The organism is Marinobacter litoralis, assembly GCF_003336705.1.
Taxonomy (GTDB): Bacteria; Pseudomonadota; Gammaproteobacteria; order Pseudomonadales; family Oleiphilaceae; genus Marinobacter; species Marinobacter litoralis.
In genome coordinates this window covers 783834-800073 of record NZ_QMDL01000002.1, presented here as the reverse complement: position 1 = coordinate 800073, position 16240 = coordinate 783834, and the positions used below count along the sequence as shown (strand labels likewise).

Below are 16240 nucleotides of genomic sequence, written 5' to 3'. Positions count from 1 at the left end.
GTGTTTTGCTCCTTAATGGCTGCCATAAATCGCGTCTGGGTCCTTCAATACCGGCTCGGCACTGACCCACTCGCCATCTTTTAGAGTTCGGTAAAAACAGCTTCTACGGCCAGTATGACAGGCAATGCCGCCTTTTTGCTCCACTTTCAGCAAAACGACATCGGCATCGCAGTCCAGGCGGATGTCTTTGAGTACCTGCTGGTGCCCTGAACTTTCGCCCTTGCGCCAGAGCTTGCCACGGGAACGTGACCAGTAAACCGCCTGACCTTCCTCAACGGTGAGCTGAAGGGATTCCCGGTTCATCCAGGCCATCATCAGAATGTCGCCGGTTTCGGCGTCTTGGGCAATGGCGGGTACCAGGCCGTCTTCGGTCCAGAGGATGTCGTCCAACCAGCTGGAGGGACCGAGATTATCTGCTAAATCTTTCATTTCGATGAATCCTGAACAGGGTAGGTGCTAGAGCAAAGGACACGAGAGTCAGTCCGCATCATCGATGTTGCACGGGTAGTTTTACAGGCATAAGACTGGCCTTCAAGTACAAGGGATGAGCGGGTTCGCCCGACTTGTTCATCTGGATGTAGTGAAGGTCCGGAAGCAGTCGTTTTACCTGATCTGAGCGTTTCAGGTGAGAGCCATAATTACCCCAGGCAGCAACCGTCAGTCCTGATTTCTGTGCGCACCGAGTCAGCCACTCATCGTTTTCTTTGCCAATCGGTTCGGATGCCGTTATCAGTTCATCGGGCGTAGCGGCGCGAAAGGCAAACAGGTTGGTGACGTGAACGCCGCCAAAGCCCCAGCTTTGAGCGAAATTGGTGCAGCGGGTAATGGTGGGGTTGTCGTCGGTTTTCGATGGGTTCAGCCCGACAATCATCACGCTCGGCTTGTCTGCGTCCCAGACCTTGCTGAGGGCATAACGGTAGCGTCCACAGGGAGAAAAATGGGTCTGGGTATCCATGATTGACTCAGTGGTTGCTGGCGATGGTCATGATTAACGGCTGCCCCGAAGTACAAGCGCGCCGGCGGTTGCGAACAATGCCCACGACCACAGCGGTACGTTCTGGGCCCATTCCGTGGCTCCCGGCTGAGTTCCGGCTATGGCAACGCCGACCAGTGCCAGTGCGATGATGCCGCGGCGCCAACGGCGGTCGGTTTTTCGCTGCTGTTCACGTAGCAGGGCCAAAGTGTCCTGATTCTGTTGTTCAGTCGGGCCGGCGCTACGCAGTTGCAGCAGGGCATCGTGAACCAGTTGCGGCATTTCCGGAGACTGCTCCAGCCAGGACGGTAAGTGAGTCTGCAGGGTCTTGATCAGGCCGGACGGGCCAATCCGCTTACGCATCCAGTTTTCAAGGAACGGCTGGGCGGTGCTCCATAAGTCGAGATCTGGGTACAGTTGGCGGCCTAGCCCTTCTACGTTGAGTAGGGTCTTTTGCAGCAGAACCAGCTGTGGCTGAACCTCCATATCGAAACGCCGGGCGGTCTGGAACAGGCGCAAGAGGAAATGCCCGAACGAGATGTCTTTGAGTGGTTTCTCGAAAATAGGCTCGCACACGGTGCGGATTGCCGCCTCAAATTCGTTAATGCGGGTTTCGGGCGGCACCCAACCGGACTGGATGTGCAGCTGGGCAACCTGACGGTAATCGCGGCGGAAGAACGCAAGCAGGTTGCGGGCGAGATAGCTTTGATCGTCCGGAGCCAGAGTGCCAACGATGCCGAAGTCGATGGCGATGTATTTGGGGTCGGCAGGGTTGGTTACGTCAACGAAGATGTTGCCCGGGTGCATGTCGGCATGAAAGAAACTGTCACGGAACACCTGGGTGAAGAAGATCTCCACGCCTTTTTCGGCCAGAACTTTCATATTCACGCCAGCGGCTTTTAGTGATTCGACATCGGCAATCGGGATGCCGTGGATGCGCTCCATCACCAGTACGGATTTGCTGGTGAAATCCCAATCAATAAACGGGATATAGATCAGCGGCGAATTCTCGAAGTTGCGGCGCAATTGGCTGGCGTTGGCGGCTTCCCGCTGCAGGTCCAGCTCGTCGTGGATGGTGGCGTCGTAATCGGCAACCACCTCGACCGGGTGCAGGCGTTTACCTTCGGACCAGTACTTTTCCAGCAAACCGGCCATCAGGTACATCAGCGCCAAGTCTTGGCGAATGACCTTTTCGATGCCCGGGCGAAGTACTTTGACCACCACTTGCTGGCCAGTGCGTAAGGTTGCCGGGTGTACCTGCGCCACCGAAGCGGAGGCCATGGGGTCTGCGCCGAATTCGGCGAACAGTTCCGATACAGGTGCGCCGAGCGAGTGTTCGATGATGCCCCGGGCCTGATCGCTGGGGAAGGGGGGAACTCGATCCTGTAGCTGTTTGAGGGATGCGGCCATGTCGTCTGGCAACAAATCTCGCCGGGTAGACAAAATCTGGCCGAATTTGACAAATACCGGCCCTAATTCTTCCAGCGCCAGGCGTAAACGGTCACCTCGGCTCAGTTTGGGCTGAGGGAACAGGTGCCAGGGGGCCAATAAAAAGAAGATCTTCAGAGGCGCGGGCAGTTCCGCCAGGGGCAGGAAGGTGTCGAGCCGATAGCGGCAAAATACCCAGGCAATTCGGAACAGGCGTTGCAGGCGTGTCACAGGTTCTCCGTATCGGTATCGCTACCAGACAGTTCCAGTTGGTTCAGGCGGGCTTCCAGACGTTCGGCGCGCAGGTTGAGCTCGTCGATGTCCGCAAAAGTGGCTTCCAGTTCGCGGCGCCCGGGCAGGGCACGGCTTTCTTCGTGCAGGTATTCTTCGATGTTGGCGTTCATGGTGTTGAACGCGTTGCGGCTCCACTGCACGGCGTTGCGGATGCTTCTGCCCAGCAAGTGGGCCGGCACGTCGCCAATGTGCCGGGCCATCGCCGCTTCCCAATCGGGTTCGAGTTGGTCCATTGCTCGTTGCAGTTGATGCGCCAAGGCTGTGTCACCGGCCACCCGAAGCCGCTCGTCTGCGAATACCCGATCGTCGCCCAACGCCAGTGCGGCAAAAGCAACCGGTTTGCCGGAAATGCTGAGCACGGCCTGGTCGTCCGGCTGGCTGCGCACCTGCACCTGGTCACCGACCCGGGCCAAGGTCCAGCTGGTGGCGAACGGGGCGGTGATGTTGAATTGCACGGGCCCTACCAAAGCCTTGAGCAACGCATCACGACCGCTTGGGTCCAAAGCCAGCGCCCGGTTCAAGGCCGTCTCGACAATGGCGCTGGCCGCCGACAAGAGCGTGGGGCCGGGGAACATCAGGGTTTAATTCCCACGTGAAGTGCGACAATGCCGCCGGTCATGTTGTAGTACTTGCAGTTCACCAGACCTGCGTCTTCCATCATGCCCTTCAGGGTGTCCTGGTCCGGGTGCATACGGATGGACTCGGCCAGGTACTTGTAGCTTTCGCTGTCACCGGCAAAGAGTTGCCCCATCAGTGGTAGAGCACTGAATGAGTAGGTGTCGTAGGCCTTGCTTAGCAGCGGATTGGTGGGTTTGGAGAACTCCAGCACCATCAGTTTGCCGCCCGGCTTCAGGGTACGGGTCATGTCGCGCAAGGCCTGATCTTTATCGGTGACGTTGCGCAGACCGAAGGCGATGGACACGGCGTTGAAACTGTTGTCCGGGAACGGCAGGTGTTCGGCATCTGCCTGAACGTACTCGATGTTGCCGGCGTAGCCACGATCGGTCAGGCGGCTGCGGCCAACCTGCAACATGGACGCATTGATGTCGGCCAGAACCACTTTGCCCGATGGTCCCACCAGATCGGAAAACTTCATGGTGAGGTCGCCGGTGCCGCCGGCAATATCCAGTACCTGGTGGCCGGGGCGAACACCACTCAATTCAATGGTGAAGCGCTTCCACAAGCGATGGATGCCCATAGACATCAAGTCGTTCATGAGGTCGTACTTGCCTGCGACGCTGTGGAAAACCTCGGCCACCTGGCTTGCTTTCTGGCTCTTCGGCACGTTACGGAAGCCGAAATGGGTCACTTCGTCCTGGCTGTTGCCGGGGGTGCCTGGCGTTTGCTGCTCGCTCATGGGAGATTGTCCTGTCAGAATCTGAATGCTGTATTCTAACCGTTGAGGTGTTGGCTACAAGTTTATTACCGGCTTACACTGTAAAACCGTTTCCAAATAGCTGAGAAAACTGATTCATGTCTGTTATCGATATCCACCGTGCCCATGACCTGGACAAAGAACACGCTCGCGATGCGGCCGAAACCCTGGCCAAAGACCTGTCGCAGAAATTTGATGTGAATTATTTGTGGGAAGGCGATCAACTCAAGTTCAAGCGCAGCGGCGTGAAAGGCCAGCTCAACATTGCGGAGTCTGATCTGCATATTCACTTGGAATTGGGTTTGATGCTTCGGCCCTTCAAGTCCCGCATCGAGCAGGAAATCCACGCTCAGCTGGACCAGATCACAAACGCGTAGGTCTGATTACAGGTCACCCGACAGCGAGAAAGGCTCCGGGTGGCCTGCCAGTACGTTTTCCATTACCCGCTTTTCCCTGCTGATCAATCGTTCTATCAGCACGTCCACTTTGTCCATTTTCCGGAAGGCCGTATAGCCACGGTGTATAAATCCGTGCAGGTCGGCCAATTCTGCTCTTTCTGCGGCACCTCGGGTCATCGACAGTAACCACCCTAAGCTGCGATTACGTACGTAGCGATCCATCTGCTGGCCGGTGATCGAGACCAGTTCCAATTGGCGTTTTCGAATCTCTAACTGGCCGCTGGCGCGGTAGCCTTCACACCAGTCTTCTGCGGTAATGTGTTCGGCATCACGGCCGTTTTCATGAAACCACTCGGCCAGATCGAGGTCGAGGCTTTGGGTGACCAAGTTCAGCTCTACCAGCCCGGAAAAAGTGCCAAGCAGGTGGTCGGGCAGCCACTTCACCATCTTCGGGAAAATCCGGTCAACGTTGTCGTCTCGCCGGGTCATACCGGCCGGTGCGTAGAGGTCAGACAGCAGGAATTCCAGCCCCGTGTGATAGCCCGGGTGTCGATAGAGGTCCTGGTGAGTGGTTTTCAGTCGTTCGGCTTGCCAGTCCGCTAGTTTGAGAGTGTCCTCTTGCTGCGGATGGTTGGATTTGAGCTGGCGAAAATCGTGGTATTCGAGCAGTAGACGTTTAAGCCTGTGTGCATTTTTCGTATGCACTTCCGTTGCGATCAGGCGGTCACGATACATGCCAGAGCTCCACTAAACTGAATTTGAAAGTGCTCAGTTTAGCGAAGCGGTGGCAAGGGTGCACCCGCGGCTTTCGGGCGTGGATCAGGCTTGGGCTGCTTTGGGAATCGACTCGAAGTCCGGAAGCCACTCGACGCTGTCGAGGGTGACGAAGTGGCTGGGAGCCCCGGTTTCGACAATTCGCATGGTGGTCGGGCTGGTTTTGGCGCTGGCCAGCATGGCAGTGCGGTCGAGAACACGGTCGGTGGCCGGAATCAGGAAGGTGCCGTAACGAATGTGCTGATACACGGAGCAGTCGGTGCGTTCCATCCACTCCATGATGTTTTCAATATTGCGCACAATGGTCAGGTGGTCTTTAGTGGCGCAAAATAGTTTGCTTAACAGCTCGCGCTTACGGGGGTTCATCTTGCCAAAAAAGGTTTGGCCGTAGGCCGATTGCGGTGCGCTGTTGATCAGGCGGATAATCCAGGGCCACATGCCATGGCTGACGGGTTCCAGTAGCATAGTCACCAATGGGTGGATCTTTCCTTGCGGCAGAACCGGGGCTTCCAGGACCACTTCAACATCGTCGTACAGCTCGGGCCACTGGCGAATCGCTTCCAGAATCACAGCGCCGCCACGAGAATGGCCGTGCACGCGAATATTTCGGGTAGAGGGCAAATTCTGTAGAGCTTGGTTCAGAATGCAGGCATCGTACTCGATTGTCCCTTCCAGATATTTGATGGGGACTTCCCACTCGGCCTTTTCAGGTGTCACGCCGTTGACCGGAATGTGGTAGTTACTGCAAGTGAGCAGAATGAGTTCGGTCGTGGGGGCATCGTAGGTTTGCGTGAAGTAACAATGGTTTTCCAGAAAGCCGTGCACGCCGATAACCGTGTGCTCTGCAGCACCACTGTGGTTGCGAGTGGATACCGCACCTTTTCCGACCCGGTATACGCGACCCGAGAACATCTCGGAGTAGGCGATATCGATCGGTTTAATCAGTTTTCGGATGTGACTGGCTTTCATGTTTGTTTCTCCCGGCACAGCTACTTGTTGTTGGGTTGATCGTAGCTTGTGTTCCCGTTGTATCGCGATTGTTCGATTTGTGGAGTGGCACGATTGCCCGCACAAATGACGATTTTAGGCCAAGCCTGTGCTCAGCTGTCGTTTGTATAACAATCGCACTAAGCGATATGTCCAGTATAGAGTGAAACTACAGAGTAACGTAACTTTTTGTAATTATGAGAGGTGGTTAGTATATGGAGACAGTACCCTGACTCTGGCACAATGCAGAACTCTCAATAATAAGACAGCCATCGGGGAACTTCGGGTTTGAGCCAAGAGCAATCGCATTTAATGCTGCCTTCGGATTCGGCCTGGCTGGCTTTGGAACAGCCGGATAACCCTATGACTATTACTGTCATGCTCCGGGTTGAAGGCCTTACAGCCGCCCGGTTCCGGGAGTTTCTGAATGTTTATTGGGTCGCTTGGGAGCGTTTTCGCTACCGCCCCGTGTGGCGCACACCCGCTTGGTATTGGCAAGAAGACCGCACATTCAATCCCGCTCGCCATCTGGATGTTATTCAGGACCCGTTCGATCAAGCCCAGTTAAAGCGCTGGGTTTCCACGCGTTTAAACGACCCGTTACCTTTTTATCGCCCTTTATGGAAGTTTTGGTTGGCACCCCATGCAGAGGGTGGGGCGGTACTGTTATTAAGAATCCACCATTGTTACGCGGACGGATTGTCACTGTTGGGCGTTTTCGACCAATTGTGCCCTTCTTCACCCAGACAGTACCCGGCTTTATACGGTGCGCCGGAAGTGCCAAAGCTTGGTCAGTGGACGGAAACTGCACAACAGTGGCTGAGCTCCATGTTGACCCAGTTGGCTAATACAGAGATGCCTCGCGCTTCAGTGAGCACGGGCTCGGCCCACAAACAGGTTGGCAAGGCGGTACAGAGTGGCGCGCGTCTGGTGCACAAAATCAGCGAATTTCTGATTGAGGAAGAAGATACTCCGTCTGATCTTAAACAGCCGCTGCTCGGACATCGAAGCTGCAGTTGGTCCGCCCCCGTTGAATTGGAACGTTTCCGAAAGATCGCGAAAAGCACCCATACAACCATTAACGATGTGTTGCTCGCTTGTGTGGCTGCCGCTGTTCGCCCGAAACTCGGCCTGACACAAGAACAGTTGAACGATGCCGTGATGCACGCGGCCGTGCCAGTGGATATTCGTGTTCAGCTGCCCAAGGGCATCAAGCCGGACGATGGTGAGCTTGGAAATTGTTTCGGTACGGTTTTCGTGCCTTTGCCCGTTGATGGAGAAAGCGCACTGGAGCGCTTGTTCCGCGTGAAGCATGAAACCCGAAAGCTTAAGAAAAGCATTCAGCCGGGCTTGGCTTGGGGGCTAACAGCTTGTGCGCCGTTGTTGCCGGAAGTGGGAAGAAAGCCGTTGGCCGATTTGTTCTTCCGTAAAGCGTCTGCCGTGGTATCCAACGTTCGAGGCACACCTGAAACTCGGTACCTTGCCGGTTGTGCAATTAAAGAACAGATGTTTTGGGTGCCTCAGGCTGGCGATATCGGCTTGGGCGTGAGCATTGTCAGTTATGCGGATCAGGTGCAGTTTGGTGTGGTGGCCGATAAAGCGGTTTTGGCTGCGCCCGATGAGTTTTTAGACGATTGCCTGTCTGAATTGGAGCAGCTCGCGGGCGAGTCGTAAGTCGAAAGTTCCATAAATCATGCCTCCCAAATGAGCAGGCAACCTGCTCTCACGGACAATATTCTCCCCTTTTCTATTCCCTGACTATGGTCCGCAGGCGCGCAATTGTGCCTGGGGCTGTTGTTTAGCGCAGCGCCCCTGATCCCAGATTTCAAACAATAACCGGGGGATGTATGAGTAATAAAATCAGAAAATCAGGCTCGTTACTTGCGCTAGCCGCAGTGATGGGGGGAAGTGCGGGGGCGCAGGCTGCCGTGGAGATCTACAACCAGAATGGAACCGCTTTTTCCGCAGACGGTTATTTTAATGCTTTTTATGTGAATCGTGACGATAAGGTCGATGACGTTCGCAACTCCGACGTCAAGATGGGATTTTTGCCTAACACCATCGGCTTTAACTTCAGTAAGAAGGTGGGTGACTTGACTCTGGGTGGCCGTTCTTCATTTTGGAGCACCATTAACGACAGCCTGCAATCGCCGACTGATACCAGCATTGATGTACGCCAACTATACGCAACGGTAGATGGGGCCTTTGGACAGGTTCTGATCGGTAAGGATTTCGGGCTGTATGCTCGTTCCAACATTTTCCTTGATGAATTATTGATGGGGTTTGGCTCTCCCGGCGCGGCGACGGGGGTCTCTTTCGGCAATATTCGCACCGGTTATCCCTACCCGAACCCTTCGGCGCAGATTACCTATCGGTCACCGGACTTGGGTGGCCTGAACATCGCCGCGGGTATTTTTGAACCGGCCAATACAACCGGCGTGGGCTCTGAACAATCGCTTCCTCGTTTTGAAGCAGAGGTTACCTACAGTGTTGATGTTGAAGGGCTGGCTCTGACCGGCTGGTTAAATGGTCGCCACCAGAGCTCAGAGAATGCTACAACGGAAATTGACAGTAAGGGCGTCGGTTATGGTCTAAAAGCAGCGGTAGCGGGTTTCTCGTTGACTGCGTCCGGTTTTAAATCGGAAGGGGATGTGCCGGTGTTGATCAGCGACTCTGTTCTGGCGTCAGAAGACGATGCGGATGGTTACTTGCTACAGGGTTCTTACTCTCTGGGTGCGAACCGGTTTGTGGTGTCTTATGGCGAAACAGATTCGGAACAGGGCGATTTTGACACCGAGAACACCTCGTTTGCGGTGTTCCACGACGTCAACAGCAACTTCAAGCTGGTGGCCGAGTACAACCTGTTTGAGCAGAAAACCAAGTCATCGGATGTCACTGTCGTCGATACTGACACCCTGGCTGTGGGCGCGATTGTAACCTTCTAATCTGCCCGGCCGGTGCCCGTTCTGGCACCGGCACCCGCCTGTTATTCCGACTAAAGTGCCGGTTTTCTTGTGCCGAAATTAGGCTGTGTCACCGGCCATTGATTTATGAGGTTAATAATCAATGGGTTATCACCGTTTTGGCGAGCCAATAAAAAGCACTGAAGTCGAATTCCTCTGTTCTGACAACGGCGTAGAATCGGAGCAATCTCCCCGTTGCCCAAGGGCCCTTTCAATGCACGCAGACAATCAGGAACCGGCGGTCCGAACCGCCAGCGTTAGCGTACGGGAACCAGAACTTGCCGCTGCGCACCTTGCCGAGCAGCTTCAGCATGAAAACCTCGGATGCGTGCTGTTCTTTTGCTCTGTTGAATTTGACCTGGAACGCCTTGGGCCTGCGATTCAAGCGGCGTTTCCGAATGCGCGAGTCTACGGCTGTACGTCTGCGGGAGAGATCACCGAGCAGGGGTATGACCGAGGTTGCATCAGCGCGCTGGGGTTTGATGCCCGCTACTTTGCCATTGATTGCGCGCTGATCGATGAATTTGACGGCTTCACGCTGCAGAACGCACAGAGTGTGATTGGCCGGTTGCTTAATACTTGTCGTGACGCCCGCTTGGCGCCCGTTAAAGGCAATACCTTCGCGATAACCATGCTTGATGGCCTTTCGAGTCGGGAAGAGCTTGTTCTGGCAACCCTGAATGCGGCTTTGGGTTCGATACCCCAGTTCGGTGGTTCTGCCGGAGACGATGAGCGCCTGGCCGGTACCCATGTCTTTTTCGACGGGCGCTTTCACAGCAGTGCGGCGACGGTGATGCTGGTGAATACACCGCTGGATTTTCGAGTGTTTTCGACGCACCACATGCAGGAACAGGCGGATAAGCTTGTGGTAACCCGAGCTTGTCCAGAGACGCGTACCGTCTTTGAGTTGAACGCGGAGCCTGCTGCAGAGGTATACGCCCGCACTGTCAGTGTTCCCGTTGCCCAACTGGACCGGGAGGTTTTTGCCTTGCAGCCCTTGGGGGTAAAAGTCGGGGGTAATTATTTTGTCCGTTCGATACAGCGGGTGAACCCTGATGGCAGTCTCACGTTTTATTGTGCGGTTGAGACCGGCATTGTGATGACTGCTATGAATCCGGGGTCTTTGCTTGAGAGTGTGCGGGCGCAGCTTGATGCCTCCGAGCGGGTGGTCGGTAAGCCTTTGGTGACTCTTGCCTGTGATTGTTTTTTACGGCGTTTGGAAGCCGAGCTGACCGAGCAATCGGATGCCGTCTCGGCGTTTCTGAGGGAACATAAGGTGGTCGGTTTTAACTCCTACGGGGAGCAGTTCAACGGAATGCACATAAACCAGACTTTTACGGGGGTGGTCATTGGTCAGCCTGACTTCCCCGGCTAGTATGAACGGGCAGCCCCTGCCGGATGATAAAGACCGCCGGATTGCGGAGTTGGAAGCGGAGAATCAGCGGCTCCGAAGTATCCGAGATGCCCTGATTGTTCGCGTGGAATCCGGTGCCGGACATAAGCCTGCGCCCTATGCGGCGTTTGAACATTCGGTCATTCTTGCCGAGCAGGTACGGGAACGCACCGAAGCCCTGAACCTGGCCATGGATGAGCTTAAAGCGAGTCATAAAGCGCTGAGCCGGGCTCGGGAAGAGGATGAAACCTCGAGGCAGCGGCTGAGCGATGCCATTGAGAACATCGCTGATGGCTTCGTACTGTTTGACTGTGATCATCGTCTGATTCAAACCAACAGCCGTTTCCGGAGCTACTGGCGCCATGCCCGCGTGTCGGTGCCGAAAGCGGGTACCCATATCGATGCGGTAAAAGCTCTTGCCGAGAGTTCCGGTTTGATTGTGGAAGAGCATCGTCAGGAGGATGTTGAGGGGGTACTTTTCCTACTCTCCAATGGTCGCTGGGTGCAGATGACCGAACGAGCTACCCGTGAGGGGGGCTTGGTGGTGTTGTACTCTGACATTACCGACGTCAAGAACAGTGAAATGGCCCGTCGCATCAAGGCGCTGGAAGAAAGCGAGCGCTGGATCCGGGTCGTCACCGACCATGTGCCGGCGTTGATTGCCTATGTAGGGGCAGACCTCACCGTCCAGTTCTGCAACAAGGTTTATCAGGCCTGGTATGGCCGTAATGGTGTGTCACCACTGGGCAAGCGTCTGGAGCAAGTGCATTCCGATGAGTTCTACCAGCGTCTGCTGCCCCAGATACTGGAAGTACTGGACGGGCACAGTGTGAACTTTGAGTTCGAGGAAACCGGCGAGCATGGTGAACAGCGGTACATGTTGCGTTCCTATGTGCCCAACAGGGATGAAACCGGCGAGGTGACCGGCTTTTTTGTTCTGATCCGAGACATCACCGAAAGGCGCAAGACCGCGATTGCGCTGGAGCAGGCCTACGACGACCTGGAGCACCGGGTGCGAGAGCGCACCGCCGCCTTGACAGGCCTGAACCAGCAACTCCGGCAGGAAATTTCGGAACGTTCTGCAGTGGAAGCCCGTCTCCGGGAAGCGAAGCAGGAGGCTGAACAGGCCAACCTTTCTAAAACCAAGTTCCTGGCTGCTGTCAGTCACGATCTGCTGCAGCCGCTTAATGCCGCACGCTTGTTCACCAGTGCATTACTTGAGCAGAGCTTCGGGCCCAAGGCCGAGAGCCTTGTGCGTTCGGTCAGTACTTCGTTGGATGATGTAGAGAATCTGCTGGGCACACTGGTGGATATTTCCAAGCTGGATGCCGGAGTGATCACTCCGGACGTGACCGCCTTTGATCTCCGGGATCTGCTCAATAACATCGCCCGGGAGTTCCGGCAGATGGCTCTGGCTGAAGGGCAGCGGCTGGATTTCGTACCCTGCTCTGCAGTGGTTCAGTCGGATTCACAGTTGCTGGCGCGGATACTGCGAAACTTCCTGACCAATGCCATTCGTTATACCGGCCAGGGCCGGATTCTGCTTGGTTGCCGTCGCGAGCATGACCACGTGTTGCTGCAGGTCTGGGACACCGGGCCAGGTATTCCGGCAGACAAGCTCACCGAAATCTTTCAGGAGTTTAAACGGATTCGCCCCAAGGGTGCCCAGGCAGACAAAGGGCTGGGCCTGGGCCTGGCTATCGTTGACAAGATTGCCCGGATGTTGGGTCATGAGGTCTCGGTATCATCTGTTGAGGGAAAAGGCTCCGTGTTCAGCGTCCGGGTGCCCCTCGGAGAACTTCAGTCAGCCCAACCGGCACCCCGAGGGCCTCACCTGCCGATGCTCGATAGTGGTTTGAAAGGCGCCCGGGTGTGGGTGATCGATAATGACCTGGCTATCTGCCAGGGGATGAAGACCTTGCTGGAAGGCTGGGGTTGCCGGGTCACCACAGCTGTTTCTGCCGAGGGCCTGGCAGGGCAGGTAGATGTGGCAAGGGCTCCGGTAGATCTGATACTGGCGGATTATCACCTGGATAATGATGAAAATGGCGTCGACGCGGTGGCAGTGATCAATGCTCAGCGCTCACAGCCAGCGCCGGTCCTGATGATCACCGCCAACTACACCAATGAACTGAAACAGCATATCCGGGAGCTTGGTTACCTGTTGATGAACAAACCGGTCAAACCGCTTAAGCTCAGGAGTGTACTCAATCACGTGATGCGTTGCTGAGTGCTGATGCCGGCTGCGTTCAGCGTTTGAGATACTGACTGAAGTCCACATCCCCAGCCGATAGGATAGCCTGTACCCGGTTGTGAACACCGAGCTTTCTCAGGATCGCGGAGACGTGGGCCTTGACCGTGGTTTCTGCGATGTTGAGGTTGTAGGCAATTTGCTTGTTGGATTCACCCTTGGCCATACGTTCCAGCACCAACAACTGGCGCCTGGTGAGAGAGTTCAGTAGTTCCGGCGAAATCAGGTTCTCATCGCTTCGAGTACGCCGGTGGGAGCTTTCTTTACTGGTGCGGATAATGTCTGATGGCAGGTAAACATTGCCGTTCAGTATCTGCTGGATGGCCTCAGTCATCTGGGCCCGGGGTGAGGACTTGGTGATAAACCCTACCGCGCCATAGGTGATCGCCTGCAGCACTATCTGTTTGTCTTCCTCGGCAGAGACAATCACTACGGGAATGGTGGGTGCTTCGTTACGCAGGGTAATCAGGCCGTTGAGCCCGTGCATGCCGGGCATATTCAGGTCCAGCAGGATCAGGTCCAGGTCGTCATTCTCGCGGGTGATTTCCAGAGCGCTGTCCAGGTCATCGGTTTCGATGATTTCACTGCCTTCGAAGCCGGAGGCGATAACGCTGCTGATGGCTTCCCGGAACAGCGGGTGGTCGTCGGCAATCAGAATCTTATACGCCGGTTCCATGGTTGCTTCTACCTGCTTGTTTTCATTGTCGGGGATGGCTTCCGAGTCATGATAGCGGTTTTCGGAAGACAGTGCGGCATCGAGCTCGTTCAGCATGGCGGCCTCCTGTGTAGAGAATCGCCGGAGTCGGTTCCGATCCTCTGTTTATTATTGTGATGGTTTCATTACACGCCATCTTGGTCTCGGGTTGAATGCGACCATCGCACCAAAAAACAGGTACCAAAGTACTATTCTTGCCGGGCTGCGGGCTTCGTATCGTGTAGTAATGAGCCTACAACCAACAATAACGACCGTCTCCGCATTCTCTCTTGCTGATCCATGGATCAAACAGGCAATGGCCGCACTACTATGTTTTCTTTTGAGTCTTGCTGGCGGTGTCCATGCCCGGGAAGAAGCATCTGACCTGCCCATGCTGTCCGTCAGCGTGTTGCAGTTTGGAACCGCCCACTGGGAGCTCGATCATCTCCTGCATCGGGAGCTGGACCGGGAATATGGCTATCGGCTGGAGTTGAAACCGGTTGCCAACCTGCCGGCCTCCAGGCTGGCGGTCACCAGCGGTTCGGTGCACGGCGCTGTGGCCGATCTGCTGTGGGCACAGTCACGATTCGAGGCCGGCACGCCCTACCTGTTCGTGCCGTTCTCCTCCCAGATTGGCGATATCGTCGTCGCTGACAACTCTCCGATTCGCTCGGTGGCGGATCTGGCCGGCAAGCGCATCGGCGTTGCGGGCGGGCCGGACAGCAAGGGCTGGATACTGCTCAAGAAAGTCGCACAGCGCCAGGGAATCAATCTGGAGGAATCCGCCGAACTTCAGTTCGCAGCCCCGCCTCTGTTGAGCCAGGCGCTAAAGCGCGGGCAGGTGGATGTTATCGTTACCTACTGGCATTTTGCGGCCCGCATGAGGGGCGAGGGCGGCTGGCGATCGGCGTTTGGTATGGCTGACCTGCTCACTGAGCTGGACCTGGATCGCAACCTGCCGGTGCTTGGTTATGTCTTTCCAGAGCTCTGGGCGCGAGACAATGGCCTGCTGATGGATCGGTTTGCAGCTTCCCTGCAACAGGCCAAAGCCGAGCTGGCGGAGAGTACATCCTACTGGCAGCGCTTGCGTCCTCTCATGGGAGATCCGGACGACAGTGTTTTCGCAGCACTGCGAGAGGGCTTTGTCGCCGGGACGCCTGCGCCGCAAACGGACCAGAGAATCGCTGACCTACAACGTTTGATGACCCTCACCGGCGCCGACCCGGACAACCTTATGCCGGCCCATCTGTTTTACCAGAGGCAGCCGTGAAAGGCCGTGCCGGCCGGCCGCCGCTGTGGAGCTACTGGGTAGTCCTGCCGTCGTTTGTCCTGCTCTGGGGGCTCATTGCCTGGCTGCTTCAGTCGCCCCTCTTGCCGACGCCTCTGAACGTGCTCGACACCCTGATTCGTGAATCGGCGACCGGCGAGCTCTGGCATCATCTGGGCGCGACCCTCGGGCGTGTGGTGGTCGCCTTTATTCTGGCCATGATCATCGGTACAGCCATCGGCATCGTCATGGGCCGTTCGCCAACCACCAATGCCCTTTTCGATCCCTTGCTGGTGCTTTTGCTGAACCTGCCGGCCCTGGTCACCATCATCCTCATGTATGTCTGGTTCGGCCTGGTGGAAGTGGCTGCGGTGATGGCAGTTGTGATCAACAAAGTGCCCAACGTGGCGGTTACTGTCCGGGAAGGTGCCCGTAGCCTGGACTATAGGCTCGAGGAAATGGCCACCGTTTACGACTTCACCCGATGGCAACGATTGCGGGAAGTCTGGGTACCCCAGCTGTTTCCCTATCTCATGGCGGCTACAAGAGGCGGCCTGGCCCTGATCTGGAAAATTGTCCTTGTGGTAGAGCTGCTCGGCCGTTCCAGCGGCGTTGGCTTCCAATTACATATGGCGTTTCAGGTTTTCGACGTGGCCGCCATTCTTGCCTACAGCCTGGCGTTTATTGCCGTAGTCCAGCTGATTGAACTGGCCATCCTCCAGCCCCTTGAGCGCCGCTCCAGTCGCTGGCGACAGCCGGAGGCGGCCCATGCTTGAGCTCAGAATCGCAGGCCGCGATTTCGGCCAGCCTGTGCTCGGAGAGGTCTTCGCAACCGTTGCGCGGGGCGACCGCATCTGCCTTCTGGGCCCCTCGGGTATCGGCAAGACCACGCTACTGAACGCGATTGCCGGCCTCGATAAATCGGTTCCGGACGAGGCGGTTATTGGTCGCGACAAGCTCCGGGTGGGCTACCTGTTCCAGGAACATCGCCTGCTGCCTTGGCGCAGTCTGGATGCAAATCTGAAACTGGTGGGGGCCAGTGATCAGGAGGCTGAAAGCTTGTTGGAACAGGTGGGATTGTCCGGTTATGGCCATTACCTGCCGGACCAGCTCTCCCTGGGTATGGCCAGAAGGGCGGCCCTGGCCCGTTGCCTGGCCGTGAAACCGGACTTGCTGTTGCTGGACGAGCCGTTTGCGTCATTAGATCCCGTGATGGCGGGTGAGCTCAAGGCGCTGATTGCCGGGATTCTGGATTCGTGTCCGGAGATGGCGATGATCTGTGTTACCCATGATGGTGGAGATGCCGAGATATTGGCGAACCGTCTGTGGTATCTCGACGGCAAGCCTGCGCGTCTTCAGTGGGATGACGCGATCGGTGAGCCCGGATTGATCGATGGGCTGCTTGGGGCGCTTCGTGATCCGGATTTGGCTGGTCTCTGAATC

Annotated in this window: 16 protein-coding genes; 8 read left to right on the top strand and 8 right to left on the bottom strand. The window is 56.2% G+C overall.

The window, feature by feature from the left end:
* Nucleotides 1–12: 12 nt before the first annotated feature.
* From hisI to ubiE, 5 genes are read right to left on the bottom strand one after another with little or no spacing between them, the layout of a single operon-like run.
* The gene (gene hisI, locus DOQ08_RS09270) at nucleotides 13–429 is read right to left on the bottom strand and encodes a phosphoribosyl-AMP cyclohydrolase (protein WP_114334605.1); all 417 of its coding nucleotides are present in this window, start codon (nucleotides 427–429) and stop codon (nucleotides 13–15) included.
* A gap of 58 nt (nucleotides 430–487) precedes the next feature.
* A complete protein-coding gene (locus tag DOQ08_RS09265; RefSeq protein ID WP_114334604.1) occupies nucleotides 488–955 on the bottom strand; it encodes a DUF1643 domain-containing protein in 468 nt (155 codons plus the stop codon).
* A gap of 33 nt (nucleotides 956–988) precedes the next feature.
* Nucleotides 989–2632, bottom strand: a complete 1644-nt coding sequence (gene ubiB / locus DOQ08_RS09260) for a ubiquinone biosynthesis regulatory protein kinase UbiB (protein WP_114334603.1) — start codon at nucleotides 2630–2632, stop codon at nucleotides 989–991.
* The gene (locus DOQ08_RS09255) at nucleotides 2629–3270 is read right to left on the bottom strand and encodes a ubiquinone biosynthesis accessory factor UbiJ (RefSeq protein WP_114334602.1); all 642 of its coding nucleotides are present in this window, start codon (nucleotides 3268–3270) and stop codon (nucleotides 2629–2631) included. Before DOQ08_RS09255 ends, ubiB begins: the two co-directional genes overlap by 4 nt.
* Nucleotides 3270–4052 carry a bifunctional demethylmenaquinone methyltransferase/2-methoxy-6-polyprenyl-1,4-benzoquinol methylase UbiE gene (ubiE, locus tag DOQ08_RS09250; RefSeq protein ID WP_114334601.1) on the bottom strand — a complete coding sequence of 261 codons (783 nt, stop codon included), beginning with the start codon at nucleotides 4050–4052 and terminating at the stop codon, nucleotides 3270–3272. The genes DOQ08_RS09255 and ubiE overlap by 1 nt, the downstream gene beginning before the upstream one ends.
* Nucleotides 4053–4168: 116 nt before the next feature.
* Here ubiE and DOQ08_RS09245 point away from each other — a divergent pair, with 116 nt between their 5' ends.
* Nucleotides 4169–4447, top strand: coding sequence for a polyhydroxyalkanoic acid system family protein (locus DOQ08_RS09245; protein WP_114334600.1), 279 nt, complete (start codon nucleotides 4169–4171; stop codon nucleotides 4445–4447).
* Between the two features lie 6 nt (nucleotides 4448–4453).
* Here the strand turns inward: DOQ08_RS09245 and DOQ08_RS09240 are convergent, their stop codons facing one another.
* Both DOQ08_RS09240 and DOQ08_RS09235 read right to left on the bottom strand, forming a co-directional pair.
* Nucleotides 4454–5203 carry an FFLEELY motif protein gene (locus DOQ08_RS09240; protein WP_114334599.1) on the bottom strand — a complete coding sequence of 250 codons (750 nt, stop codon included), beginning with the start codon at nucleotides 5201–5203 and terminating at the stop codon, nucleotides 4454–4456.
* Nucleotides 5204–5287: 84 nt separating this feature from the next.
* The gene (locus DOQ08_RS09235) at nucleotides 5288–6211 is read right to left on the bottom strand and encodes an alpha/beta hydrolase (RefSeq protein WP_114334598.1); all 924 of its coding nucleotides are present in this window, start codon (nucleotides 6209–6211) and stop codon (nucleotides 5288–5290) included.
* A gap of 330 nt (nucleotides 6212–6541) precedes the next feature.
* On the opposite strand from DOQ08_RS09235, the gene DOQ08_RS09230 reads away from it, so the two are divergent.
* From DOQ08_RS09230 to DOQ08_RS09215, 4 genes are all read left to right on the top strand, one after another.
* Nucleotides 6542–7903, top strand: coding sequence for a WS/DGAT domain-containing protein (locus tag DOQ08_RS09230; protein WP_114334597.1), 1362 nt, complete (start codon nucleotides 6542–6544; stop codon nucleotides 7901–7903).
* Nucleotides 7904–8076: 173 nt separating this feature from the next.
* Nucleotides 8077–9174 (top strand): porin, encoded by a 1098-nt coding sequence (locus DOQ08_RS09225; RefSeq protein WP_114334596.1) that lies wholly within the window; start codon nucleotides 8077–8079, stop codon nucleotides 9172–9174.
* A gap of 232 nt (nucleotides 9175–9406) precedes the next feature.
* The gene (nosP, locus tag DOQ08_RS09220) at nucleotides 9407–10567 is read left to right on the top strand and encodes a nitric oxide-sensing protein NosP (protein ID WP_114334595.1); all 1161 of its coding nucleotides are present in this window, start codon (nucleotides 9407–9409) and stop codon (nucleotides 10565–10567) included.
* A 1-nt stretch (nucleotide 10568) separates the two neighbouring features.
* Nucleotides 10569–12815: a hybrid sensor histidine kinase/response regulator gene (locus DOQ08_RS09215; RefSeq protein WP_114334594.1), complete on the top strand. Its 2247-nt coding sequence runs from the start codon at nucleotides 10569–10571 to the stop codon at nucleotides 12813–12815.
* Nucleotides 12816–12834: 19 nt separating this feature from the next.
* Here DOQ08_RS09215 and DOQ08_RS09210 read toward each other — a convergent pair whose 3' ends face one another.
* Nucleotides 12835–13512 (bottom strand): response regulator, encoded by a 678-nt coding sequence (locus DOQ08_RS09210; RefSeq protein ID WP_058342435.1) that lies wholly within the window; start codon nucleotides 13510–13512, stop codon nucleotides 12835–12837.
* Between the two features lie 334 nt (nucleotides 13513–13846).
* Here DOQ08_RS09210 and DOQ08_RS09205 point away from each other — a divergent pair, with 334 nt between their 5' ends.
* Genes DOQ08_RS09205 through DOQ08_RS09195 form a run of 3 tightly spaced genes read left to right on the top strand, consistent with a single transcriptional unit; the run spans nucleotide 13847 to nucleotide 16237 of the window.
* Entirely contained in the window at nucleotides 13847–14800 is a 954-nt protein-coding gene (locus DOQ08_RS09205; protein WP_114334593.1) for an ABC transporter substrate-binding protein, read from the top strand.
* A gap of 23 nt (nucleotides 14801–14823) precedes the next feature.
* Nucleotides 14824–15573, top strand: coding sequence for an ABC transporter permease (locus DOQ08_RS09200; protein WP_114334746.1), 750 nt, complete (start codon nucleotides 14824–14826; stop codon nucleotides 15571–15573).
* Entirely contained in the window at nucleotides 15566–16237 is a 672-nt protein-coding gene (locus DOQ08_RS09195) for an ATP-binding cassette domain-containing protein (RefSeq protein WP_114334592.1), read from the top strand. The genes DOQ08_RS09200 and DOQ08_RS09195 overlap by 8 nt, the downstream gene beginning before the upstream one ends.
* Nucleotides 16238–16240: the final 3 nt, after the last annotated feature.